This is a genomic window from Flavobacterium nackdongense, from assembly GCF_004355225.1.
Classification (GTDB): domain Bacteria; phylum Bacteroidota; class Bacteroidia; order Flavobacteriales; family Flavobacteriaceae; genus Flavobacterium; species Flavobacterium nackdongense.
Genome location: NZ_CP037933.1, coordinates 896753 through 917867 on the forward strand (window position 1 = coordinate 896753; position 21115 = coordinate 917867).

Here is a 21115-nt window from a genome sequence, read left to right on the forward strand (position 1 = left end):
ATAAAATGAGCTGTTCCAATTCAATTGTAAAAACCTTTTTCTGTCTATTCTTATGGTGCTGCTTTTCTTTTACTAGTTCAGCTCAAGAAGAATACAAAGACCCAAAAAACAAAGACCCCAAAGAAGTTTTTGCTGGAGGTTCCTTTTATGAAGTACAAAAGTATCCGCAAACTAAGCCCAACAAAACACCCAAAAACATCATTTTAATGATTGGAGATGGTATGGGACTTGCTCAAGTGTACAGTGGTCTGACGGCAAACGGTGGCCATTTGAACTTAGAAAATTTCAAAAACATTGGGTTCTCAAAAACCAGTTCATCGGATCAATATGTGACCGATTCTGCGGCTGGCGCAACAGCTTTATCTACAGGGGTAAAAACCTATAACGGAGCGATTGGTGTAGATCCCAACAAAAAACCAGTCGTACACATTCTGGAAAGAGCGGAAAAAAAAGGGCTTACCACAGGTTTGGTTTCCACCTCTGCCATCACCCACGCTACGCCAGCCTCTTTTATCGCCCACGTCGATTCTCGAAAAAGTTTCGATGATATTGCCTTGGATTTTATCAGCAACGATATCGATGTATTTATTGGTGGCGGAAAAAAATATTTCGAAAAACGCAAAGACGGTAAAAACCTTAGCCAAGAACTCAAGGACAAAGGCTATCAGGTTCTTTACAACATCGAAGATATCCAAAATGTAAAATCGGGAAAACTTGCCGGTTTGACCGCCGAAGATCATAACAAACCGATGCCTGACAGAGGCGAGATGCTTGTTCCAGCCACGCAAACTGCCCTGAAACTTTTGTCCCAAAACAAGAAAGGTTTCTTTCTGATGGTCGAGGGTTCGCAAATAGATTTTGCTGCGCATAAAAACGATACTCCGGGAGTAGTTCTCGAAATGTTAGATTTTGATAAAGCGATTGGAGCTGCTTTAGCCTTTGCCGCCTCTAATAAAGAAACTTTAATCATCGTTACCGCCGACCACGAAACGGGTGGAATGACGCTATTGGACGGCGATTACAAAACCGGAAAAGTAGTAGCAAAATATACTAGTTTAGGCCACTCAGGAATTGCAGTTCCTATTTTCGCTTTTGGTCCTGGATCCGAGGAGTTTACTGGCTTTATGGAGAATACTGAAATTGCCGAAAAAATGATGCAATTGCTAAAATTGAAATAAGTAGTACGGCTAAAAAAACGCAAAATTGACTCCAATGAAACAGTCCAAAAAATATCTTTTCACACTAGTAATCGCTTTTTTTGCGATTAGTTTAGGAACGGCACAAGATAAAACAGCCACGTACGACGCACCAGACCAAGCCGTTTGGCACGCCAAATCTAGAACTTGGTTTGTTTCGAATTTAGGAGGAGGAATTTCCCTAAAAAAAGACCATTACGGATGGATCACACAAACCGACAAGAATGGAAAGGTGATTCAGGATTTTTGGATAGGAAAAACAGAGGGAATGCACGCCCCAAGTGGGATGACAACAACCGATGACTACCTCTACGTGTGTGATCGAGAGGGCGTGTATGAAATTGAAATCGCCAAAAGAAAAATTAAAAACTTCTTCAAAATTGAAGGGGCTTCCTTCATCAATGATGTCGTAATTGCCCAAAATGGAGACTTATATGTTTCTGACTTTTTTGGCGATAAAATATACAAACTGCCCAAAGAAAATCGAAAACCAGAGGTTTGGCTTGAAACTGCCACTTTGAAAGCACCCGATGGATTGTATATGGAAAAAGATAAATTAATTGTTGCGTCTTGGGGAAAACTGAGCAATCCAGCCACTTTTGAAACATCGGTCTTGGGTGATTTGCTGAGCATTGATTTAAAAACAAAGAAAATCGAAGTTCTAATAAGCAAAATGGGGAACTTGGAAGGCATTACCAAAGCAGATAACTTTTATTTTGTAACCGATTGGTTTTCTGGCAAAGTGTTGCAAGTTGATGTGCGCCAAAAAACGGTAAGCACTTTCATTTCCGGTCTAAAAAATCCTACCGATCCCAATTTTGCTCCTGAATTGAATGTGTTGGCTATTCCGCAACACGGGACCAATCAAGTCCTTTTTATCAACCTACAAAAGAACTAATAAGCTGTATTGATGAAGATAATTTCAAATAGTATGTTTTTGTTTCTAATTGGTTTTATTGCTTGTTCTCCAACAAAGAACAGCGATCAGCGATCCGATACAACTAAAAATTGGCCTGTTGCCAGTTATAATTATGGCGGACTAGAAAAGAAAACGCCACAGGAACAACTACAACTTTTAGAAAATTCAGGTTACGATGGGATTGTTTTAAAAAGTGAAAAAATAGAAGATTTCAATAGCCTAGAGGAATTTATTCGATTGGATGAAATGAATTCGAAATTTAAAATAAATGCTGTTTTTGAACGCTATAATTTTAATGATTCCGAGGAAAGAAAAGAGCGTTGGAAAAAAGTAGTCGATAAAATAGCGAATCGAAACATTCAAATCTGGATTATTTTCGGCAAAAAGACAGAAGGAATTACCGATGATTTCATTGACCAAAAATTAAGAGAAATCACCAATTATGCAAAGCAAAAAAAAGTAGAAGTCATCCTATATCCACACAGTGATTGCTACATTGCTTCGGCAGAGGAAGCCCTGCCTTTTGTCGAAAAAATCAATAATTCCAATCTAAAACTGGCCATTCATTTGTATCACGAGGTGAGAGCAGGAAACGGAGCTCGAATCGCCGAGGTTTTTGATAAAGTAAAACACCGTTTGGGAGCGGTAACTTTTGCCGGAACCAATGTTGTCGCCGATTATACCAACCCGAAAACGCGCGATTTGAGTACTATTAAACCCGTTGGAACTGGCGATTTTGACTTAACTCATTTTATTTTGCCTCTAAAAAAATCGAATTATAAAGGAACCGTGACGATTATGAACTTTGGCATAACCGAAAGTCCTGAGGTGTATTTGCCAAAATCTTTGGCGGAATGGAATAGACTAGTAAAAAATTGAAAAATCAATACCCAATCAAAAAAAAGACTTTAATGAATACTTTTAAAAAAAATATAATACCATTTATTGTCACGCTGTTTTCCGTTGGATTCGCAAATGCACAGGAAGATTTTACGAAATATGTGGATCCCACTATTGGCAATGTCGCTCAATTTTTGGTTCCCACCTATCCTACTTTCAGTCTGCCGAACCAAATGTTGCGAATGTTTCCTGTGAAAGCCGATTATTTAGAAGATCAAGTTACCGCTTGGCCTTTGCAGGTAGAAATGCATCGCAAATCCAATGTACTCAAAATGAAGGTCAGTCTTGGAGAAATCAAATCGGAGACTTGGAAAAGGAAAATGACCATCGACCACGATCTTGAAATCATAAGACCTTGGCACTACTCCACTTATTTAATCGATGATGATATCACGCTAAGTTTTACTCCTGCAAAAAAATGTGCTATCTACCAATATGATTTTCCTGTTGCCGCCCAAAAGAATATTTTAATCGAAGGAACGGAGGCAATGATTGCGGAGTTTTTAGGTGGCAATACCTTTGCGATGACCGAGCAATTTACCTATAATTCAAAAGGTGCCACTCCAACGAATCCAAAAATGAACGCCTATTGCTATGGCGAAATCACAGATGTTTCAGGAAATCCGTTACCTAAAGTCCAAATTGTGGCCGCCAAAAATAGATTGTCCATCAGCCTGCTCGAAAACGAGGCGAAGACGGTTTTATTAAAATATGCCATTTCGTATATCAGCTTAGAGCAAGCCAAGAAAAATTTTAAAGCCGAACTAGCCCAATCTAATTTTGAAAAGACGCTAGCAAATGGTAAAAAAGCTTGGGAAAAAGTAATCAACCAAATAGAAGTTGTGGGCGGAACGGAGGGCCAAAAAAGATCTTTCTATACCGCCTTGTACCGCACTTACGAGCGAATGATTGACATCAATGAAGATGGCCAATATTACAGTGGTTATGATTCCAAAGTGCATCAATCGGACCGTTCTTTTTATGTAGACGATTGGATTTGGGATACCTTTCGCGCCAAACATCCACTGAATTCTATTTTGAATCCAAAAATGCAAAGTGACATTCTAAATTCGTATGTTCAAATGTACCAACAAAGCGGATGGATGCCCACTTTTCCGGAAGTCATTGGCAACAACATCGATATGAATTGTTACCATTCATCAGTATTATTCGTTGACGCGCATCGCAAAGGAATTTCAGGTTTTGATATTCAGAAAGCGTTTGAAGGCGTAAAGAAGAATTTGACCGAAGCAACGCTTATTCCTTGGCGACAAGGCAATCGAAAAGTAGGCATTGACGATTTCTACCACGAAAAAGGTTATTTTCCTTCCCTAAAAATCGATGAAAAAGAAACCGAACCTCTCGTAGATGAATTTGAAAAAAGACAACCCGTAGCGGTCACTTTAGGAATGAGTTTTGATGCTTGGGCTTTATCGGAATTGGCCAAAGAACTAAAATTAGAAACAGATTATAAAAAATTTGCGCAGATTTCGAAGAACTATCAAAACCTTTGGCATCCCGAAAAAAGACTTTTTATGCCAAAAGATGCGGCTGGCGAATGGGTTAATATCAATCCAAAATTAGATGGTGGAAAGGGCTACCGCAATTATTTTGACGAAAACAATGGATGGACGTATGCTTGGAACGTACAACACGACATCGAGGGGTTGACCAACTTGCTCGGTGGGAAGGAAAAAGCAGAAGCCCGTTTGGACCAACTATTCAGAGAACCCCTCGATACAAGGAAAAGTTTGTTTTATGTGGATGGGTCTAATTCAACAGGGATGGTGGGTCAGTTTTCGATGGGAAATGAACCTTCCTTCCATATTCCGTATTTGTACAACTACTTTGGAGTCCCTTGGAAAACGCAAAAACGCGTTCGATTTTTACTCGATGTTTGGTTCAAAGATACCATTTTTGGCATACCAGGCGACGAAGATGGTGGCGGAATGTCAGCCTTTGTTGTGTTTTCATCCCTAGGTTTTTACCCAATAACTCCAGGATTGCCCATTTACACCATCGGAAGTCCTGTTTTTGAAAAATCAACGATTCATTTGCCCAACAAAAAAGACTTTACTGTAGTAGCCAAAGACGCCAATAAAGAAAACAAATACATTCAAAAAGCCTTTTTCAACGGAAAAGAAATCAACACTCCATTCTTCACGCATAACGAATTGATTAATGGAGGAACCCTAGAATTGATAATGGGCAAGAAACCGAATAAAGTATGGGGAAAAGAGGCAGTTGCACCAACGAAATAGTTATAAAATTTTGACAGATATTGATGTCGAAATTTGTCAAATATATTTGTTTTTATGGATTGAATTTATATCGGTCGTTCCTATGGAACTTTACCAATTCCCTAAATTAATTATCCCGAACTAAAGTTCGGGGCTACAATATGAATCGTTCCTACGGAACTAAAATGCAAAGAGATTTTGGCTCGTAGCATATTGTAAGAATGAACTACAGTTGGAGCAACAATATGCTTCGTTCCTGCGGAACAATAATGCAAATTGATGTTGGCTAGTAACATATTGTAGGGATGGACTTCAGTTTGTCTCTGGAAAGAGCCGTAGGCTCGTAACATATTGTAGGGATGGACTTTAGCCCGTCCTAAAAAATGGAATACACATAAAGTGCCGTAGGTACGATCTATATTTAGATATAATTACATAATAGGTGGATAGATTTCCTCGCCATTTATTAAAAAAAGAGTCAAAATTTTTAATTAACAACGTTTATAACTTACTAAAAAATGAAACTAAAATTAAACCTACTGTTTGGACTATTTATTTTTTGTGCAGCACATTCACAAAACCCAGTTATTCGCCATCCTTTTACAGCCGATCCTTCGCTTCATCGATGGAGTGATGGTAAATTCTATATTTATGGTTCACACGATAAAGATGTTTTAGGCAGATGGAATATGGAAGATTATCACGTATTTTCTTCTGAGAACTTAGTAAATTGGAAAGATCACGGGGTCGTTTTGCATAATTCACAAACCCCTTGGGACGGTCCTTTTTGGGCTCCTGACGCAGCTGAAAAAAATGGAAAATTTTACTTTTATTTCCCCGAAGGTGCCAATATTGGTGTTGCAGAAAGTGATTCGCCTACAGGACCATTCCTAAATCCGCGCAGTATTTACAAAATGCCAGAAGGCTATGTTCAGGCTTATGACCCTGCCGTTTTTTCGTATAAAGGCAAGAACTATTTAATCATTTCTGAAAGAAAAAGTCTAAAAACTCCTTTCTACCCAGTAATTTTTACGCTAAAAGACAATATGGTAGAAATTGAACCCAATTCAAAAGTCGAACTTCCACCAATGGATAAATTTCACGAAGGCCCATTCCTTTTCGAAAGAAAAGGCAAAATATATATGATTGGTGGCGGCTATACTTCACTCCGATACTGGATGGCGGATGATCTTTTTGGTCCTTACGAATACAAAGGCGACTTTTTCACGGGGAATGACACGTTTACGGTTTCAAAAACCGCCCACGGTTCCGTACTCGAATTCGACAATCAGTACTATCTGGCTTGCCATTACGATGTGTTTCCGGGTGGACCCTACCAACGAACGACCTGCATTGAATATATGTATTTTAACGAAGATGGAACTATCAAACCCATTACTCCCACTCGCGAAGGGGTAAAACCAGTAGTAATCCAAACGAAAAAAAATTAGTCATACCCTAATTAGTGCGTTTTATGAAGTTCAGGAACCTCTTTCGAATGTTGCTTTGTTCGCTCCTTATTTTTGCTTTTTTGGGCAATAGGACTGCCTATGGGCAAAATAAGAAAACAAGGAAAAAACCGAATGTCATTATCCTATTTTCCGATCAGCACAACAAGAAAGTGATGGGTTTTGAAGGCCATCCCGATGTACTAACTCCCAATCTGGATAAACTGGCGAGTCAGTCGGTTGTTTTCGATAGAGCCTATTGCACGACTGGAATCTGTGCTCCTTCGAGATCTTCCTTGATGACGGGAATTTATCCCCGAACCTTGGGATTGCTTTCCAACAGCGAGAGAACGAAGGTTATGGAAGAAGTGGTTCCGTTAGCAGTACTTTTCAAACAAAATAACTACCGTACTTTTGCCTTTGGAAAACGCCATACTTCATTGGCCGTTGACAATGGTTGGGATGTACAACGCAGCCATTTATGCAATGAAACCCCCGGAAACAGTTATACGGAATGGGTTCAAAAAAATGGTTTTGGTAAAGAATTTGCAAAAGATTGGGCCGCCGAATTTGGCAAAGGTTCCGAATGTTCTGAACAAGCCTCCGAAAAAATCCCGACTGCAGATCTAGGAACCAGAATGTCGGCATTACCCGAGAATATGACTATGGAAGCTTTTACCACCAAACTGACCATAGAAATGATCAAGGAACAAGCCAAAAACGATTCGCCGTTTTTTTGCTGGGCCACGTTTTACCGACCGCATCAGCCGTATACTCCTCTGAAAAAATATATGGATATGTACGATGTTTCGAAATGGAGAGAAGGAAAAAAGAAGGGGAGTTCCATTGTAAAACCCGCCAGTCTAACTGAACCTATAGAAAATATTCCACCAATGATGCAATCCATCCGCACCGGCGGAAATAAAGTTTGGAACGTTGATAAAGCCATTCTGGATGAGCAGCTTTGGCGCAATCATATTGGCGCTTATTATGCCTTGGTATCCGAAGTAGATTATTGTGTTGGCGAAATACTCAAAGCCCTTGATGAAGCTGGAATTGCCGATGAAACGATTGTGATTTATACTGCAGACCACGGCGATTTTGTGGGACACCACGGTATGGTCGAAAAAGCCGCTGCAGGTCAGAACGTTTATGAAGATATTCTAAATATTCCTTTAATCATTCGCTATCCTGGCAACAAGCAAAAAGGCAAACGTTCCGTTGAATTGGTGAGTTTAGTCGATATCTATCCTACCTTAGTGGATTTGCTTGGGCTAAAAATGCCTGATCTGAAACATCCCCTTCAAGGAAAATCGATGAAAGGAACGCTTACGCAAGGAACGCCAATGCATCGCGACTATTTTGTTTCGGAAAGTTGGTCACAGGCTACAGTTATTACCAAAGATTCTAAATTGGGAATGATGATTGACCCAACCCAATACGCTAAGAAATTTGACTTTAGATCTTTCGGCGATCAGTTTTTTATTCGAAAATCGGATGCCTTGGAAATTAAAAATGAAATTAACAACAAAGATTTTACCACAGAAATCGCAAAACTAAGAGCCTACTACCAAGATTTTACCGCAAAAGTACCTGATATTGGTAAACAAGAAGTGATTAATAAATTGGTAAAAAAATAATATATATTCAAAAAAATAGATTGAGCTATGTCTGCTTTAAATAAAATGATTTTAAAACTACATTTCAGTATGTGCTTAATCGTACTTTTTTCGATAGGGACATTAGCACAAGAAAAACCCAATGTAATAATTATCTTGGCAGATGATCAGGGAAATGCTGATGCTGGATTTCAGCGCTCGCCTGCTACCCTATCGACTCCATCAATCGATAAACTCGCGGCCAGCGGCGTGATTTTTTCACAAGCCTACGCCAGTGCCTATGTTTGTGCCCCAACCAGGGCAGGTTTACTGACAGGTCGCTATCAACAGCGGTTTGGTTTTTATACGGCCAACGATTCTAGAGTCGGGCTGCCATTGAGTGAGACAACCCTAGCCGACCTTTTGCAAAAAGAAGGATATCGCACAGGAATTTTCGGAAAATGGCATTTAGGTATTGAAGAATCCTACCACCCGCTAAAGAGAGGATTTATGGATTTCTATGGCTTTCTAGGGCACGGCGGTCACGATTATTATAATTTCAGTTGCCCCGATGAAAAAAATTACGAATGTATTCAGCGAAATTTCAAAACGGTAAATGAATCCGGCTATTTGACTGATATTCTGGCAAAAGAAGCCTGTTCCTTCATTAAAGGAAATGCAGAAAAAAAGAAACCGTTCTTTTTGTATCTCCCTTTCAATGCGGTTCACGCTCCCTTGCAAGCACCGGAAGAGGATATCAAAAGATTCAATACCGGAAACAGAAACAGGGATATTCAATTGGCGATGATTTATCGTATGGATCTGGCAATAGGCGAAGTGATTAAAACCTTGAAAGAAGAAGGAATTTATGAAAATACCCTAATTTTCTATTTTTCAGACAACGGCGGTGCCAAAGCAACATCGGCCAACAACCTGCCGCTTAGAGACTATAAACAAAGTGTTTATGAAGGTGGGCTTCGGGTTCCATTTGTCGTGAGTTGGCCAGCCCAACTACAACCGTCGGTTTGCAAGGAACCCATTATCTCCCTCGATATTATGCCTACAATTTGTGCTATTTTGGATATCAAACTTCCAACCAACAAAATTTTCGATGGAAAAAATATACTTCCGGCCATCGACGGAAAATTGAAGCAACCGCTGCACGAGGCCCTATTTTGGGATGGAGCTGAAAACCGATGGGCGGTTCGATCTGGTCAATGGAAACTGGTTTTTGACAAAGGCGCGAAATTAGAATTATATGATCTCCAGAACGATATCAGCGAAAGCAGGAACCTAGCAGCTCAAAATCCCGATAAAACAAATGAACTAAAACTGAAATATGAAAAATGGCGTGCTGAAATGAAAACACCTATGGGCGATTTTAAGAAAAAAAATAGAAAAAAAAATAAATAACCACCACCATGACATCCCTCTATCATAAAGTATCGATACTCCTTGTTGCCGGGCTACTTTCGGCCACTTTTGCAGCTTATGGTCAAAAAGAAAAGTATCCTAATGTCCTACTAATTATAACCGATCAGCAAGCGTGGAATGCTGTTGGATATTCGGGAAACAAGCAAATTAAAACACCAAATCTGGATAAATTGGCCAGCCAAAGCACCAATTTTAATCAAGCTGTTACTCCCTGTCCGGTTTGCGTTCCAGCTCGTACCTCGATTTTAACAGGGCGTCTAACCGAAACCACGACCATTCGCGAAAACAGCGATGTCACTAAAGGCGATTGTTATTTTCCAACCTTCGACGAAATTCTGTCTAAAAGAGGCTATAACGCTCAAGTTTATGGCAAATACCATTCCCCGGAACATATGGCGCGTGTTTACAAAAATCCGCCTGTAAAAGGAATGAAAGGCACAGAACCAATTATCAAATGGGAATCCAATTACGTATCCTACATTAGAGAAAACTTTACAAAAAGACCTTTGAAACCCGGAGAATTGTACGAAACCACTTTTTACGGTGGCACCGTTCCTTACAAACTCGATCCAACAGATCGCTATTATAAATATATGCCCTCTGGAATTATACCGGAAAAAGAGCTCGAAAAAAAGTTGAGTCAGGCTGACATTCACGGCGTATTGGATTTATCCGCTGATTTTACCGTAACCGCAGTTCAAGGCAAGCAAACCATAGAAGCATTAGAACGACTGAAAAACGAACAATTTATACTCACAAGTTCCTTTCATTGCCCGCACGTACCCATCACTCCGTCAGAACCTTACGCTTCGATGTATCAAGCCAAGGATATGCTGGTTCCTATTTCTGTCGAGGACAAAAGATTAAACTCCCCCTACAATCCGGGAACCATAGAAACACCCTACAACGAAAAAGACAAAGTGCAATTTATGACAGCGAATTACTATGCTTTCGTCACCGAAGTCGATGAATGGGTGGGCAAAATTCTAAAAAAAATAGACGACTTGAATTTAACCAATAATACATTGGTCATCTTCGTTTCCGATCACGGAGAGATGCTTGGAGCCCACGGATTGCGCGGTAAATTCAATTTCTATGAAGAATCGGTGCGAGTGCCTTTTCTATTTCGATATCCAAATAAAATCAAAGCGGGTCAAACCATAACCACTCCCGTTTCGACACTGAATATTTTCCCTACCATTTTGGATTATGCGGGACTAAAATCGATACCTACCGATGGCTATTCCCTAAAAGCTGTTATGGAAGGAACTGGCTCGCCAAAATACGATTTTGCTGTCTCGGAATGGCAATGGAAAAATGAAAATGTCCCATCGATAATGATACGAACTGAAGAATGGAAATTGATGACGACGCATCGCAAAGACGGAAAAAATATTGAAGCTTTATACGATTTAAAAAAGGATCCATTCGAAATGAATAACCTTTTAGGCTCAAACCCCGAACGATTCAAATATAAAGAAAGAGCGGAAATACTTCGGTCGAAATTAGTGGGGTATTTAAAAGATGTCAATTCTCCTTTGGTCAAAGGAATTGAAGAAAGAGTGTTAATTCGGTAATTACATCCATAAAATACTATTTCTGGTTTGGATTGATGGCAATGCGATCGTTGACAGCTTTTGCTTAAAAAACCTACTGTGCCATTTTCTAAAAATTCCACTGTGCTTCGGTAATCATTCAGTAGAGTAAGCTATCAAATGCTCTGCTGTTCCCAGAATATGCCATACAACAAAAGCTCGATTGGGTTGTAATGAATTCCTAGTTGCTCTTCAAATAGAGACAATTTCAAAATCTGCACAGCAAATTCCTTTTTCAGAGTCTCAATTCTGGAAAGGTGTTCCTGATGGTTCAGCAGTGGCCATAATTGATTTTTTAGAGTTGATAAAAAAGAGCAAACCACAGAAAATTATTGTACCACCCTGGGCTCGGGCGCAAAAGCATTTTGACATAGAACTTCCGCAATCGGACTTGATAAAAAGTTTCGATTATAGGCCTAAAAATGGCAATCTGATACTAAAATCGTTATTATTTTCGATCCGTTAATTTTATTAATTAATTATTAATGTAAAATTATGTGTACGCCATTATTTTTGTTTTCAAATCTAGAATAATGAAAAAGAAAATAGGACTCGAAATACTAAACCAATCCTATGTCCCAGCGGTTTTTAAGGACCTATCTTGGCACAATATGAAAGGGCATAAAAACTTGTGATTTCGATGGAAATAGTGTCCATAAATAAAATTGAAAAAAGTTAAGTGAAGCAAATCGAAAGCCTGATTAAATCATTTTAAAAATATAGCGATAGAAAAGCAAAACACAATCGACTAAAAAAAAAGAGAATACGAAATGAAGTCAACCAAAATTTTGAGTATAGCCATTATTCTTGCTGCATTTGTTGGCTTGCAAAATGGGCGTGCTCAAATAGCAGCAGGACATAAAAAACCAAATGTCATCATCATCCTAACCGATGATATGGGCTATGGCGAAATCTCTTGTTATAATAAAAATCAAATACAAACTCCCAATATTGATCGTCTCGCCAACGAAGGCGTTCGATTTACTGATTTTTACGTTCCTACACCGTATTGCGCGCCGTCGAGAGCCAGTTTACTTACCGGCAGATTTCCGCTGCGACACGGTATGGTCGAAAACCCAGCTCCCGATGCCAACATCAACGACATCGGATTGAATTCGACGGAAGTTACTTTGGGAGAAGCTTTTCAAGAAGCGGATTACAAAACCAAATGCATCGGCAAATGGCATTTGGGGCACAAACCAGAGTTCAGCCCTTTGAAACACGGCTTCGACGAGTATTATGGTATGCTGTATTCGAACGATATGCGCCCCGTGCAACTCATTGAAAACAATGAAATTGTCGAAAAAACAGTCGATCAGCGCCAGCTTACGCAAAAATACACCTCAAAAGCATTGGAGTTTATCGACCGAAATCAAAAATCGCCTTTCTTTTTGTATTTGGCTCAAGCGATGCCGCATAAACCTTTAGCTGCTTCGGCTCCGTTTTTTACAGACGGAAATTCAAAAGAATTGTACGAAAGTGTCATTCGAGAATTGGATTGGTCTACCGGCGAAATCATCAATAAATTGGCTAAATTGGGTATTTTAGAAAATACAATTCTTATCTTTATGTCGGACAATGGACCTTGGTATGGCGGCAATACAGGAGGATTCAAAGGGATGAAAGCCAACAATTGGGAAGGCGGAATTCGAGTGCCATTTATAGCGCGATATCCAAAAGCGCTACCGCAAGGAAAAACGATCAGCACAGCCTGCTCGTCTCTAGATATTTTTCCGACTTTGATGGCATTAACCCAAACTAAAACCAATCCTTCTATAAAATTAGACGGTCAAAATATACTGAACATCGCCACAGGAAAATCCAATTCGCACGCGCCTATTTTCTCAATGAAAGACACTAAAATAAGAACGATTCGGGATGGAAAATGGAAGTTGTTTTTATCAAAACCCGATTATTTTAAGGAAATTGATTCGGAAAAATGGATCGACAAAAGAGCACCGGACGGAACGACAATCCTTGCTCCTTTTCAACAAGCCACTCCAACAGATTATCCCGGAGCAAAACCAATTCAAATGGAAGGAGAAATGCTTTTGTTTGACCTCGAAAAAGACCCTTTCGAAAGCACTAATCTAATCGATAAATTTCCGGAAATTAAAGAAAATTTGATTCGGAAGTACAATGCCTTTTTAAATACAATGCCAAAACTATAAACAGAAACCAAAAGATAATAACACCCAGAAATATGAAATCAGTACGCACTTATTGGAAAACTTTGCTGTTGGCTACTTTTTTACTTTTAGTAGCAAAAAACTATGCCCAAACCACGCAAAAACCCAATCTACTATTTATTATTACCGATCAGCAACGCTACGATGCAATGAGTATCGCAGGCAATACTATTTTGAAAACCCCCAACCTAGATCGACTAGCCAAACAAGGGGCACGTTTCAAAAATGCCTATACACCTTGTGCCGTTTGTGGCCCGGCTCGCGCTTCCATTTTGACCGGTCGTACTGTCGAAAACCACGGAATTTTAACGAATACCGAAGCCGATTCGGCAACACCCCAATCGGCGACTATAATGCCGCAAAAAACCTTCGACCAAATATTGACGGAACAATTTGGCTACAAAGCTGAATATTATGGCAAATGGCACGCACCTGAATTTGCTGCCAATTGCTATACCAATCCAATAAAAGTGTCAAAAAGTGGCCGTTCGATTTTTGGTTCTAATGGAGATATTCGATTTTATAAGGACAATTATTTAGACCTTGTTTTTCCAAAACCGGCTATAACATCGCTAAAACCAAACGAATTGTACGACACCTTTACCGAACGCCCTTATGTGCCAAATATTTTAGATAAACGCTATGGAAAAACTCAAGCACAAGTTGATGCTTCGGGTACCGTTTATGCCCAACCCGATCTGCACGGCGTAATAACCATTCCCGATGAGCAATCCCTAACGGCCTTCAGAGCAAGGCAAACTATGGAAGCGCTAGAACGTTTGAAAAACACTAATTTTAGTATTACAGCCTCTTTTCATATTCCACACGCTCCAATGTTGCCGAGCAAGTATTATTCCGATATGTATCCCATTAGCGGCTTGACGGCGCCCGTTAGTATTTCGGATCCGATGACCAATAGCCCGTATAAGAAATCGAATTCTAGAGAAACGCTGCCAGAATATGCCGATGCCAACAAAATAAAATACCTAATATCCGATTATTATGCTCTTGTTACCGAAGTCGATGATTGGATTGGTAAAATTTTGGACAAAGTTGACCAACTTGGATTAACCAATAATACGCTAATCATTTTCACCAGTGACCACGGCGAAAATTTGGGTGCTCACGGAATGCGTGAAAAAAATGTTTTTTACGAAGAAGCCGCACACGTTCCCACCTTGATCAGTTTCCCTGGCAAAATTGCCCCAAATACGGTTGTCGATGGCTATGTTTCGAATGTCGATTTGTTTGCGACCATCAATGACTATTTACAAATCCCAGAACAACCATCAGACGGTAAAAGTTTGCGCGGCCTTATCGAAGGCACGAATCCCAACCAAGGAAAATATGTGGTAACCGAATGGCATAGCGATCCTACAAAATGGCCGAGTTATATGATTGTAAAAGGCGATTGGAAAATGTTGATTCCGTCGACCGCTACTTCGACCGTTATCGATGCGCTGTACAATTTAAAAGACGATCCCTATGAAATGAATAATTTGATGGGCAGCAATCCGAATAAAAGCAATTATACCCAAAAAATAAATGAATTGCATACCGATTTGCTTACCTGGCTTAAGAAAAACAATTCGAAAAAATACGACGGAGTCCTGAACCGAAATTTGACTGGTACTCCACTCACGCTATCCACCGAAAGTCACCAATCGCGTACTTGTGAATTAAAAGTTTTTCCAAATCCGACTTCAAAGTACCTGATTATTGATAGCAAGACCGAACGTATTGATGGGCTTGAAATATACGATAGCAATGGACGATTAGTGTACTCCGAAAAAACTTCGTTTACAGGTTCAAAAAAAATAGAAATCGATTTAAAACCTGGAATTTATCTTATCAAAGCGAAAAGCGACTGTTATTTTGCCCCTCAAAAAATTATTATCAAATAATGCACCTACGATGAAAAATTTTAAAAAATTAGGATTGCTATTTACTATTTTTTGGTTAAATGTAAGCAATGCTGCGACTCCAGTAGCCTCCGTAGTGTTATCAAATCCAGCTGTTTCAAACAAATTGACACAGTATACCGATAACAACTCCGCTGCCGAAGCCTACACCATTCAAACGACAAAGGATGGTGTGCAATGCCGTGAAATACCTAGCAGTAAATATGCCTATTTTAGAGTAGATGACACCACCATACCTTCAACTGATACCAATTTATTGTTTTATATTACTTTTTATGATGAAGGTACGAATACCTTTAATTTGCAATACAATTCTAATGATACCAGCGGCACTACTTCAAACCAAAATTATAAATCTAGTGTTATTACTAAAACGGGGTCCAATACTTGGATAACGGTTACCATCGCTATTCCAAATGCTTCATTCAGAAATGCCCAAAACAACGCAAGCGACTTTAGAATCAGTGGTGGTACAAATGTTTATATCAGCAAAATTGAAATTGCAAAAGGAAGCTTAAACCCAAATATTGAACCTATTCCAGTAGTATCGGCAAGCTCTTACTCTGAATTCACTGGTAAATCAGTTGCGGGTTACCAAGCTTGGTTCAAAACAGGTAACGCTACTTCAGGTTGGACGCATTGGAGTGGAAACACACCTCCTGCCACCAACAAAGCGCATTTCGAAATCTATCCCGATGTAACCGAATACCTCGATACCGATTTGGCTCAAACGGCATTGGCGAATTTAGGCAATGGCAATCCCTCGACCTTATTCAATTCGACCAACAAATCCGTGATTGATACCCATTTCAAATGGATGAAAGATTATGGCATCGATGGAGCTGCTGTGCAACGCTTTATTGGCAACATCGGAGGAGCAATCATCAACTCTCCCAATTCTGCTGCAACAAAAATCAAACAAGCAGCCGAAGCCAACGGGCGAATTTTTTACATTTGTTACGATACATCCTCCAGCGGAATGGAGGCGACTTGGGATGAAACAATTAAATTTGACTGGGTGTACAATGTAGAACAAAATAATAATCTAACGGCTAGTCCGGCTTATGCCAAAGTAGGAAACAAACCTGTTGTCCAACTTTGGGGAACCGGCATGGCTGGTGGAAAAAACCCCGGAACGGCAGCTGAAACAATCGCCTTGATTCAATTTTTACAATCGCGTGGTTGCTACGTTATTTGTGGCTCACCCAGAGGTTGGCGTACTGGTAATCGGGATTCCAAAGGCTTGGCGCAAACCTCTACTATACCTGGCGATCAGGAAAATTTTGAGCCCGTTTATAATGCTTATGATATGATTTCGCCCTGGATGGTGGGTCGCATTCGAACCAATTCGGATTCTGATGCTATACTTACCAGCACGATGATAGGCGATAAAAGTTATTGCAATGCCCGAAACATATCATATATGCCAGTCATTTTCCCAGGTTTTGCTTGGTCGCAATGGAATGAAGGAACGGTCAATTGGGCCCCTCGAAACGCGGGTGATTTTATGTGGAGACAAGCCTATAATATCAAAACTTTGGGCGTGGCGAATATGTATTTTGCTATGTTCGACGAATACGATGAGGGCACAGCCATAATGAAAAATGCCACGGATTGGACTATGATTCCCACAGATCAATACTTCTTGACTTCGAGTGCCGACGGAATTTGGTGTTCCTCCGATTTTCAGCTTCGGGTTGCGGGTGCATCCATCGAAATGCTAAAAGGAACTAGAGCATTAACGGCTACTATGCCTATTCCCCACTCTTTAGGTCCCGTTTATTACCGCAATAGTTTTGAACAACGAACCACTGCTTACAATTATATTGGCGGAATAGCACAAAATACGGGTACTTTCAATGTAGATCCTTGTTTTTATAAAGCGACTGTCTTGGCCAATTCCAATGTGGTCAATCCGTATTGCGACATCCAACAACTCAATGTCAAAAGTGGTCTTTATTCGGTAAAAGCGTCGGGTACCATCAGCAGTAATGCAGCAGCAGTTTTTAACAAACGTATCGCTGAAGTGAAAATTCCTGTCACAAAAGATATGAAACTATCTTTTTGGAAAAAGACGGAAAACGATTTGGGTCGCTATGTTTTTGTTGATTTACTTACAAACACCGGAAAAAAATTAAGCGCCTACAGTTATACCGATCAAAATGGGAATCCAATGAATGCTGCAACAGCACACGGAACCGTGGGTGCAGGTTGGGAAAAATTCAGCTGTGATTTTGGCAAAGACGTTCTTTTAGGGGAAACCATCGTAGGCATTCAAATCAATTATGAACAAACCGCGATGGGTAATTTTGAAGCCTATTTCGATGACTTTCTAATTGAAGAAGCCAAGACACTTGGACAAACAACGCTCGAAAAATTGGTCGAAAATCCATTCGAAATAAATCAAAATCCATCGATGGGAGCATTTGTTTTGGCCAATACTAGCGGCGAAGAATGTACTTTTGCAGTTTATAATTTATTGGGACAACTATTGATGAACAAAAAATCGAATCAAAGCGAGGAGACCATCGACTTAACAAGCAATCCGGACGGAATCTATCTATTGCAGGTGATTTACAATGGCAATTCGTATATTCAAAAATTGATTAAAAAATAAGGTTTCACCAGGTTTTGTGTAAAAATCAAAACAGTTATAAACTATAATTACAACTATTTTGAACCATTAAGAGGATTAAGAAACTTAGGTTTTGAGTACGCTTAATGACACGAACGAAGCGGACTTAATGTTCGTAATGGTTTAAAAAAAATGGATATTCACAACATTTCCATTAGACCTAAAATTAATTCTAAATTACAACTTATATAAATAATGACAACAAAAAATCAACTTTGGCCTTCGCTACTTTTCATTTTATTTTTCATTAGCGCCCCGAGTCTTTGGTCTCAGCAAAACAAAAAACCGAACTTATTGTTCATTATGACCGATCAGCAACGTTTTGATGCGATGAGCATTGCTGGAAATAAAGTATTGAAAACGCCCAATTTAGACCGCTTGGCCAAACAAGGTGCTCGATTCAAAAATGCCTACACTCCTTGCGCCGTTTGTGCACCGGCAAGAACGTCGATACTCACAGGCACCACTGTGGAAAATAACGGAATGAGAACCAATGAATATGCCTATAGTTACAAGAAAGAAGGCTTGATGACAATGCCTACTTTCGATGAAATCCTAACCCAAAAAGGCTACCATTGCGAATATTTTGGAAAATGGCATACGCAAAGCTCGAATGCCCGTATTTATAAAAACCCTTTAAAAACAAATGCAGCAGGAAAATCAGTTTTCGGACCAGAAGGATCCTTATTGATTTACGAAGATTTCTTAAATGAAAAGTCTCCCAATAGACCATTAAAAACGGGAGAATTATACGACACGTACACCAATAGACCTTATAAAACCGATCCTTTGGATAAATTTCACGGCAAAACCGATGCCGATGTAAAACAAAGCAAGAGAAAAATAATCCAACCTGATTTGCACGGTGAATTATTGATCGACAAAGAATATACTGTTACGGCCTTTCAAGCCAAACAAACCATTGATGCCCTGGAGCGACTCAAAGATTCCACCTTTAGTATTACGTGTTCCTTTCATTTTCCGCACGCGCCGATGCTGCCTACCAAACCCTATTCAACGATGTATCCCGCGAGTAAAATGGTAGCCCCTTTCAGCATTGCGGACAAGATGGAAAACACACCTTACCAGAAAGCAAATGGTCGTCACGAACATACCGAATATGCCGATCCTGAAAAAATCAAATATATGATTTCGAGTTACTATGGCCTTATTAAAGAAGTCGATGACTGGGTGGGTAAAATTTTAGACAAAGTCGATGCGTTGGGTCTGGCCGATAATACATTGGTGATTTTTACCAGTGATCACGGCGAAATGCTCGGAGCCCACGGAATGCGCGAAAAAAATGTTTTTTATGAAGAATCGGCGCATATCCCATTGCTGATCCGTTTTCCAAATCAAATAAAAAAGAATACCCTAGTCAACGGCTATGTCTCGAATGTAGATTTATTTGCTACCATTTTTGATTATTTGAAAGCCGATAAACAAAAATCTGACGGCACAAGCCTTCGAGGATTAATAGAAGGTACTGATACTCAAAACGGCAAATATGTGGTACAGGAATGGGATTATCGCGGCGATACAGAACCCAATTATATGATTGTAAAGGACGGCTGGAAATTGATTATTCCCTATTCTGAAACCTCCAAAGTCATCAATGTTTTGTACGACCTCAACACCGACCCGCACGAAATGAACAATCTTTTGGGTTCGAATCCAGACAAACAAAAATATGCCGACAAAGCCGAAGACCTCCGCAAAACCCTTGTCGAATGGTTGATTAAAAATAAATCCTCGCATATCGAAGGAGTTCAAAAGAGAAAATTAATTTAAGTTTTTTGCAGCAGTTTACATTTCTTCTTTTTGTCCTTTTAAGGAGTTGCACATTCACATAGAAGCTGACAAATCAAAAAAATCTGTATTTATCTTTCCAAGAGATTCTTACAGATTTTTTTATTATCACAAATCCCAACTTCTAACTACCAACCTCGTTTTTCGTACTTCGTATATCGTATATCAAATATTGCCCTATCTCTCAAAAAGTAAACCCAACCGAGGTTATAATCCCCCAATCGTTCAAGGGATCGGCATTTTTTGAGGGCTGACTATCGTAGTTTTCATAAAATTGTACATTCAGAAAAAAATCTTTGATAAGTTCATATTTGGCTGCCAAATCATATTCAAGTCTGACGCGGCCCATATTCGTAACCGAGGGAAATACATTAAGCCCTGAGGTTATATCAATTTTTGGACTACGGTATTTAAACCACTTGAATTGGGCACTCACAAAAGCTTCTAAATTTTCAGACGTCGTTGCTGCGGTAATTGTTTTTTCTTGATTGGCCAAAAGCCCTCCCATTACATTGAAGCGAATAGAATTAGTTCATGACACATCATACCCCATTGCATAACCGGCCTGCGCCCGATAGTCCAAATCGAGTTGCGTATTTTGTTGGACTTGAATCGAAATATTGCTTTGCCATTTATGTGGTAAAAAATGACTCACCGTCAACCCAATCGTATTATTTTTAGACTTCAGGCTTCCATCGTCAGTCTCCAAACTTTCGAGTTTAAATTGTGTAGAATAAAAGGTAGTTCGATGGGTTACCTTCGTATTTAAACTATATTGAAACACATTACTAGCTTTAGTAAAGGTCAAACCTAAATCAACAGAGCCATCAATTTTTTGAAAAAAGCTGCTTTTAATGGGAATAATTAATACAATATCCCACAGCCGTTTCGGAATAGTATCGGTCACAGTTATCACATTTACGGTGGACATCACCTCCGATTTTTTTAAACGACCAAAAAACTTCTCACCAGAATTCATCCGAATCTCAAAATATTTTGCCGTATGAATGGTATTTATTTTATCAAATTCAATACTGATAGTTTTCATCGCATCAGTACTGAAATCAAGTAATCCATACTGAAATTTCTTTAACTCGCCCGTGATTCTATCGCCATTACGCAGATAAATAGTGTCGTTTTTCTGGGCTTGAACGCTCAGAAAGCAGCAACAAATGAAAGCGAGACAAACGAATAAATTCCTGTGCATTTTAAGATAGATGGAGTTTTACA

Annotated in this window: 15 protein-coding genes; 12 read left to right on the forward strand and 3 right to left on the reverse strand. The window is 39.5% G+C overall.

The features are described from left to right. Window positions 1–5 precede the first annotated feature (5 nt). The 4 genes from E1750_RS03445 to E1750_RS03460 are packed head-to-tail and all read left to right on the forward strand — an operon-like array spanning window position 6 to window position 5276. The gene (locus E1750_RS03445; RefSeq protein ID WP_133275424.1) at window positions 6–1178 is read left to right on the forward strand and encodes an alkaline phosphatase; all 1173 of its coding nucleotides are present in this window, start codon (window positions 6–8) and stop codon (window positions 1176–1178) included. A gap of 34 nt (window positions 1179–1212) precedes the next feature. Further along, window positions 1213–2094 carry an SMP-30/gluconolactonase/LRE family protein gene (locus E1750_RS03450; RefSeq protein ID WP_133275425.1) on the forward strand — a complete coding sequence of 294 codons (882 nt, stop codon included), beginning with the start codon at window positions 1213–1215 and terminating at the stop codon, window positions 2092–2094. Window positions 2095–2106: 12 nt separating this feature from the next. Further along, window positions 2107–2994 carry a sugar phosphate isomerase/epimerase family protein gene (locus E1750_RS03455; protein WP_133275426.1) on the forward strand — a complete coding sequence of 296 codons (888 nt, stop codon included), beginning with the start codon at window positions 2107–2109 and terminating at the stop codon, window positions 2992–2994. 32 nt (window positions 2995–3026) lie between these two features. Beyond that, entirely contained in the window at window positions 3027–5276 is a 2250-nt protein-coding gene (locus E1750_RS03460; RefSeq protein ID WP_133275427.1) for a GH92 family glycosyl hydrolase, read from the forward strand. Window positions 5277–5386: 110 nt separating this feature from the next. On the opposite strand, the gene E1750_RS03465 is transcribed toward E1750_RS03460, so the two are convergent. After that, window positions 5387–5605: a hypothetical protein gene (locus E1750_RS03465; RefSeq protein ID WP_133275428.1), complete on the reverse strand. Its 219-nt coding sequence runs from the start codon at window positions 5603–5605 to the stop codon at window positions 5387–5389. A gap of 168 nt (window positions 5606–5773) precedes the next feature. Here E1750_RS03465 and E1750_RS03470 point away from each other — a divergent pair, with 168 nt between their 5' ends. From E1750_RS03470 to E1750_RS03505, 8 genes are all read left to right on the forward strand, one after another. Continuing rightward, window positions 5774–6706, forward strand: coding sequence for a family 43 glycosylhydrolase (locus E1750_RS03470; protein ID WP_133275429.1), 933 nt, complete (start codon window positions 5774–5776; stop codon window positions 6704–6706). A 23-nt stretch (window positions 6707–6729) separates the two neighbouring features. Further along, window positions 6730–8343 carry a sulfatase family protein gene (locus E1750_RS03475; RefSeq protein ID WP_133275430.1) on the forward strand — a complete coding sequence of 538 codons (1614 nt, stop codon included), beginning with the start codon at window positions 6730–6732 and terminating at the stop codon, window positions 8341–8343. 45 nt (window positions 8344–8388) lie between these two features. After that, window positions 8389–9714 carry a sulfatase gene (locus E1750_RS03480; protein WP_165698004.1) on the forward strand — a complete coding sequence of 442 codons (1326 nt, stop codon included), beginning with the start codon at window positions 8389–8391 and terminating at the stop codon, window positions 9712–9714. An 8-nt stretch (window positions 9715–9722) separates the two neighbouring features. Continuing rightward, complete coding sequence (locus E1750_RS03485; protein ID WP_133275432.1) at window positions 9723–11312, forward strand: sulfatase family protein; 1590 nt, start codon at window positions 9723–9725, stop codon at window positions 11310–11312. Between the two features lie 788 nt (window positions 11313–12100). Continuing rightward, the gene (locus E1750_RS03490) at window positions 12101–13501 is read left to right on the forward strand and encodes a sulfatase-like hydrolase/transferase (protein ID WP_133275433.1); all 1401 of its coding nucleotides are present in this window, start codon (window positions 12101–12103) and stop codon (window positions 13499–13501) included. Between the two features lie 32 nt (window positions 13502–13533). Further along, window positions 13534–15423 carry a sulfatase-like hydrolase/transferase gene (locus E1750_RS03495; protein ID WP_133275434.1) on the forward strand — a complete coding sequence of 630 codons (1890 nt, stop codon included), beginning with the start codon at window positions 13534–13536 and terminating at the stop codon, window positions 15421–15423. A gap of 10 nt (window positions 15424–15433) precedes the next feature. Beyond that, complete coding sequence (locus E1750_RS03500; RefSeq protein WP_133275435.1) at window positions 15434–18058, forward strand: T9SS type A sorting domain-containing protein; 2625 nt, start codon at window positions 15434–15436, stop codon at window positions 18056–18058. A 213-nt stretch (window positions 18059–18271) separates the two neighbouring features. Beyond that, a complete protein-coding gene (locus E1750_RS03505; RefSeq protein WP_133275436.1) occupies window positions 18272–19867 on the forward strand; it encodes a sulfatase-like hydrolase/transferase in 1596 nt (531 codons plus the stop codon). 202 nt (window positions 19868–20069) lie between these two features. Here the strand turns inward: E1750_RS03505 and E1750_RS03510 are convergent, their stop codons facing one another. Then, a complete protein-coding gene (locus tag E1750_RS03510) occupies window positions 20070–20408 on the reverse strand; it encodes a DUF481 domain-containing protein (RefSeq protein WP_317126141.1) in 339 nt (112 codons plus the stop codon). Between the two features lie 9 nt (window positions 20409–20417). Next, complete coding sequence (locus tag E1750_RS03515; protein ID WP_133275438.1) at window positions 20418–21092, reverse strand: DUF481 domain-containing protein; 675 nt, start codon at window positions 21090–21092, stop codon at window positions 20418–20420. Window positions 21093–21115 lie beyond the last annotated feature (23 nt).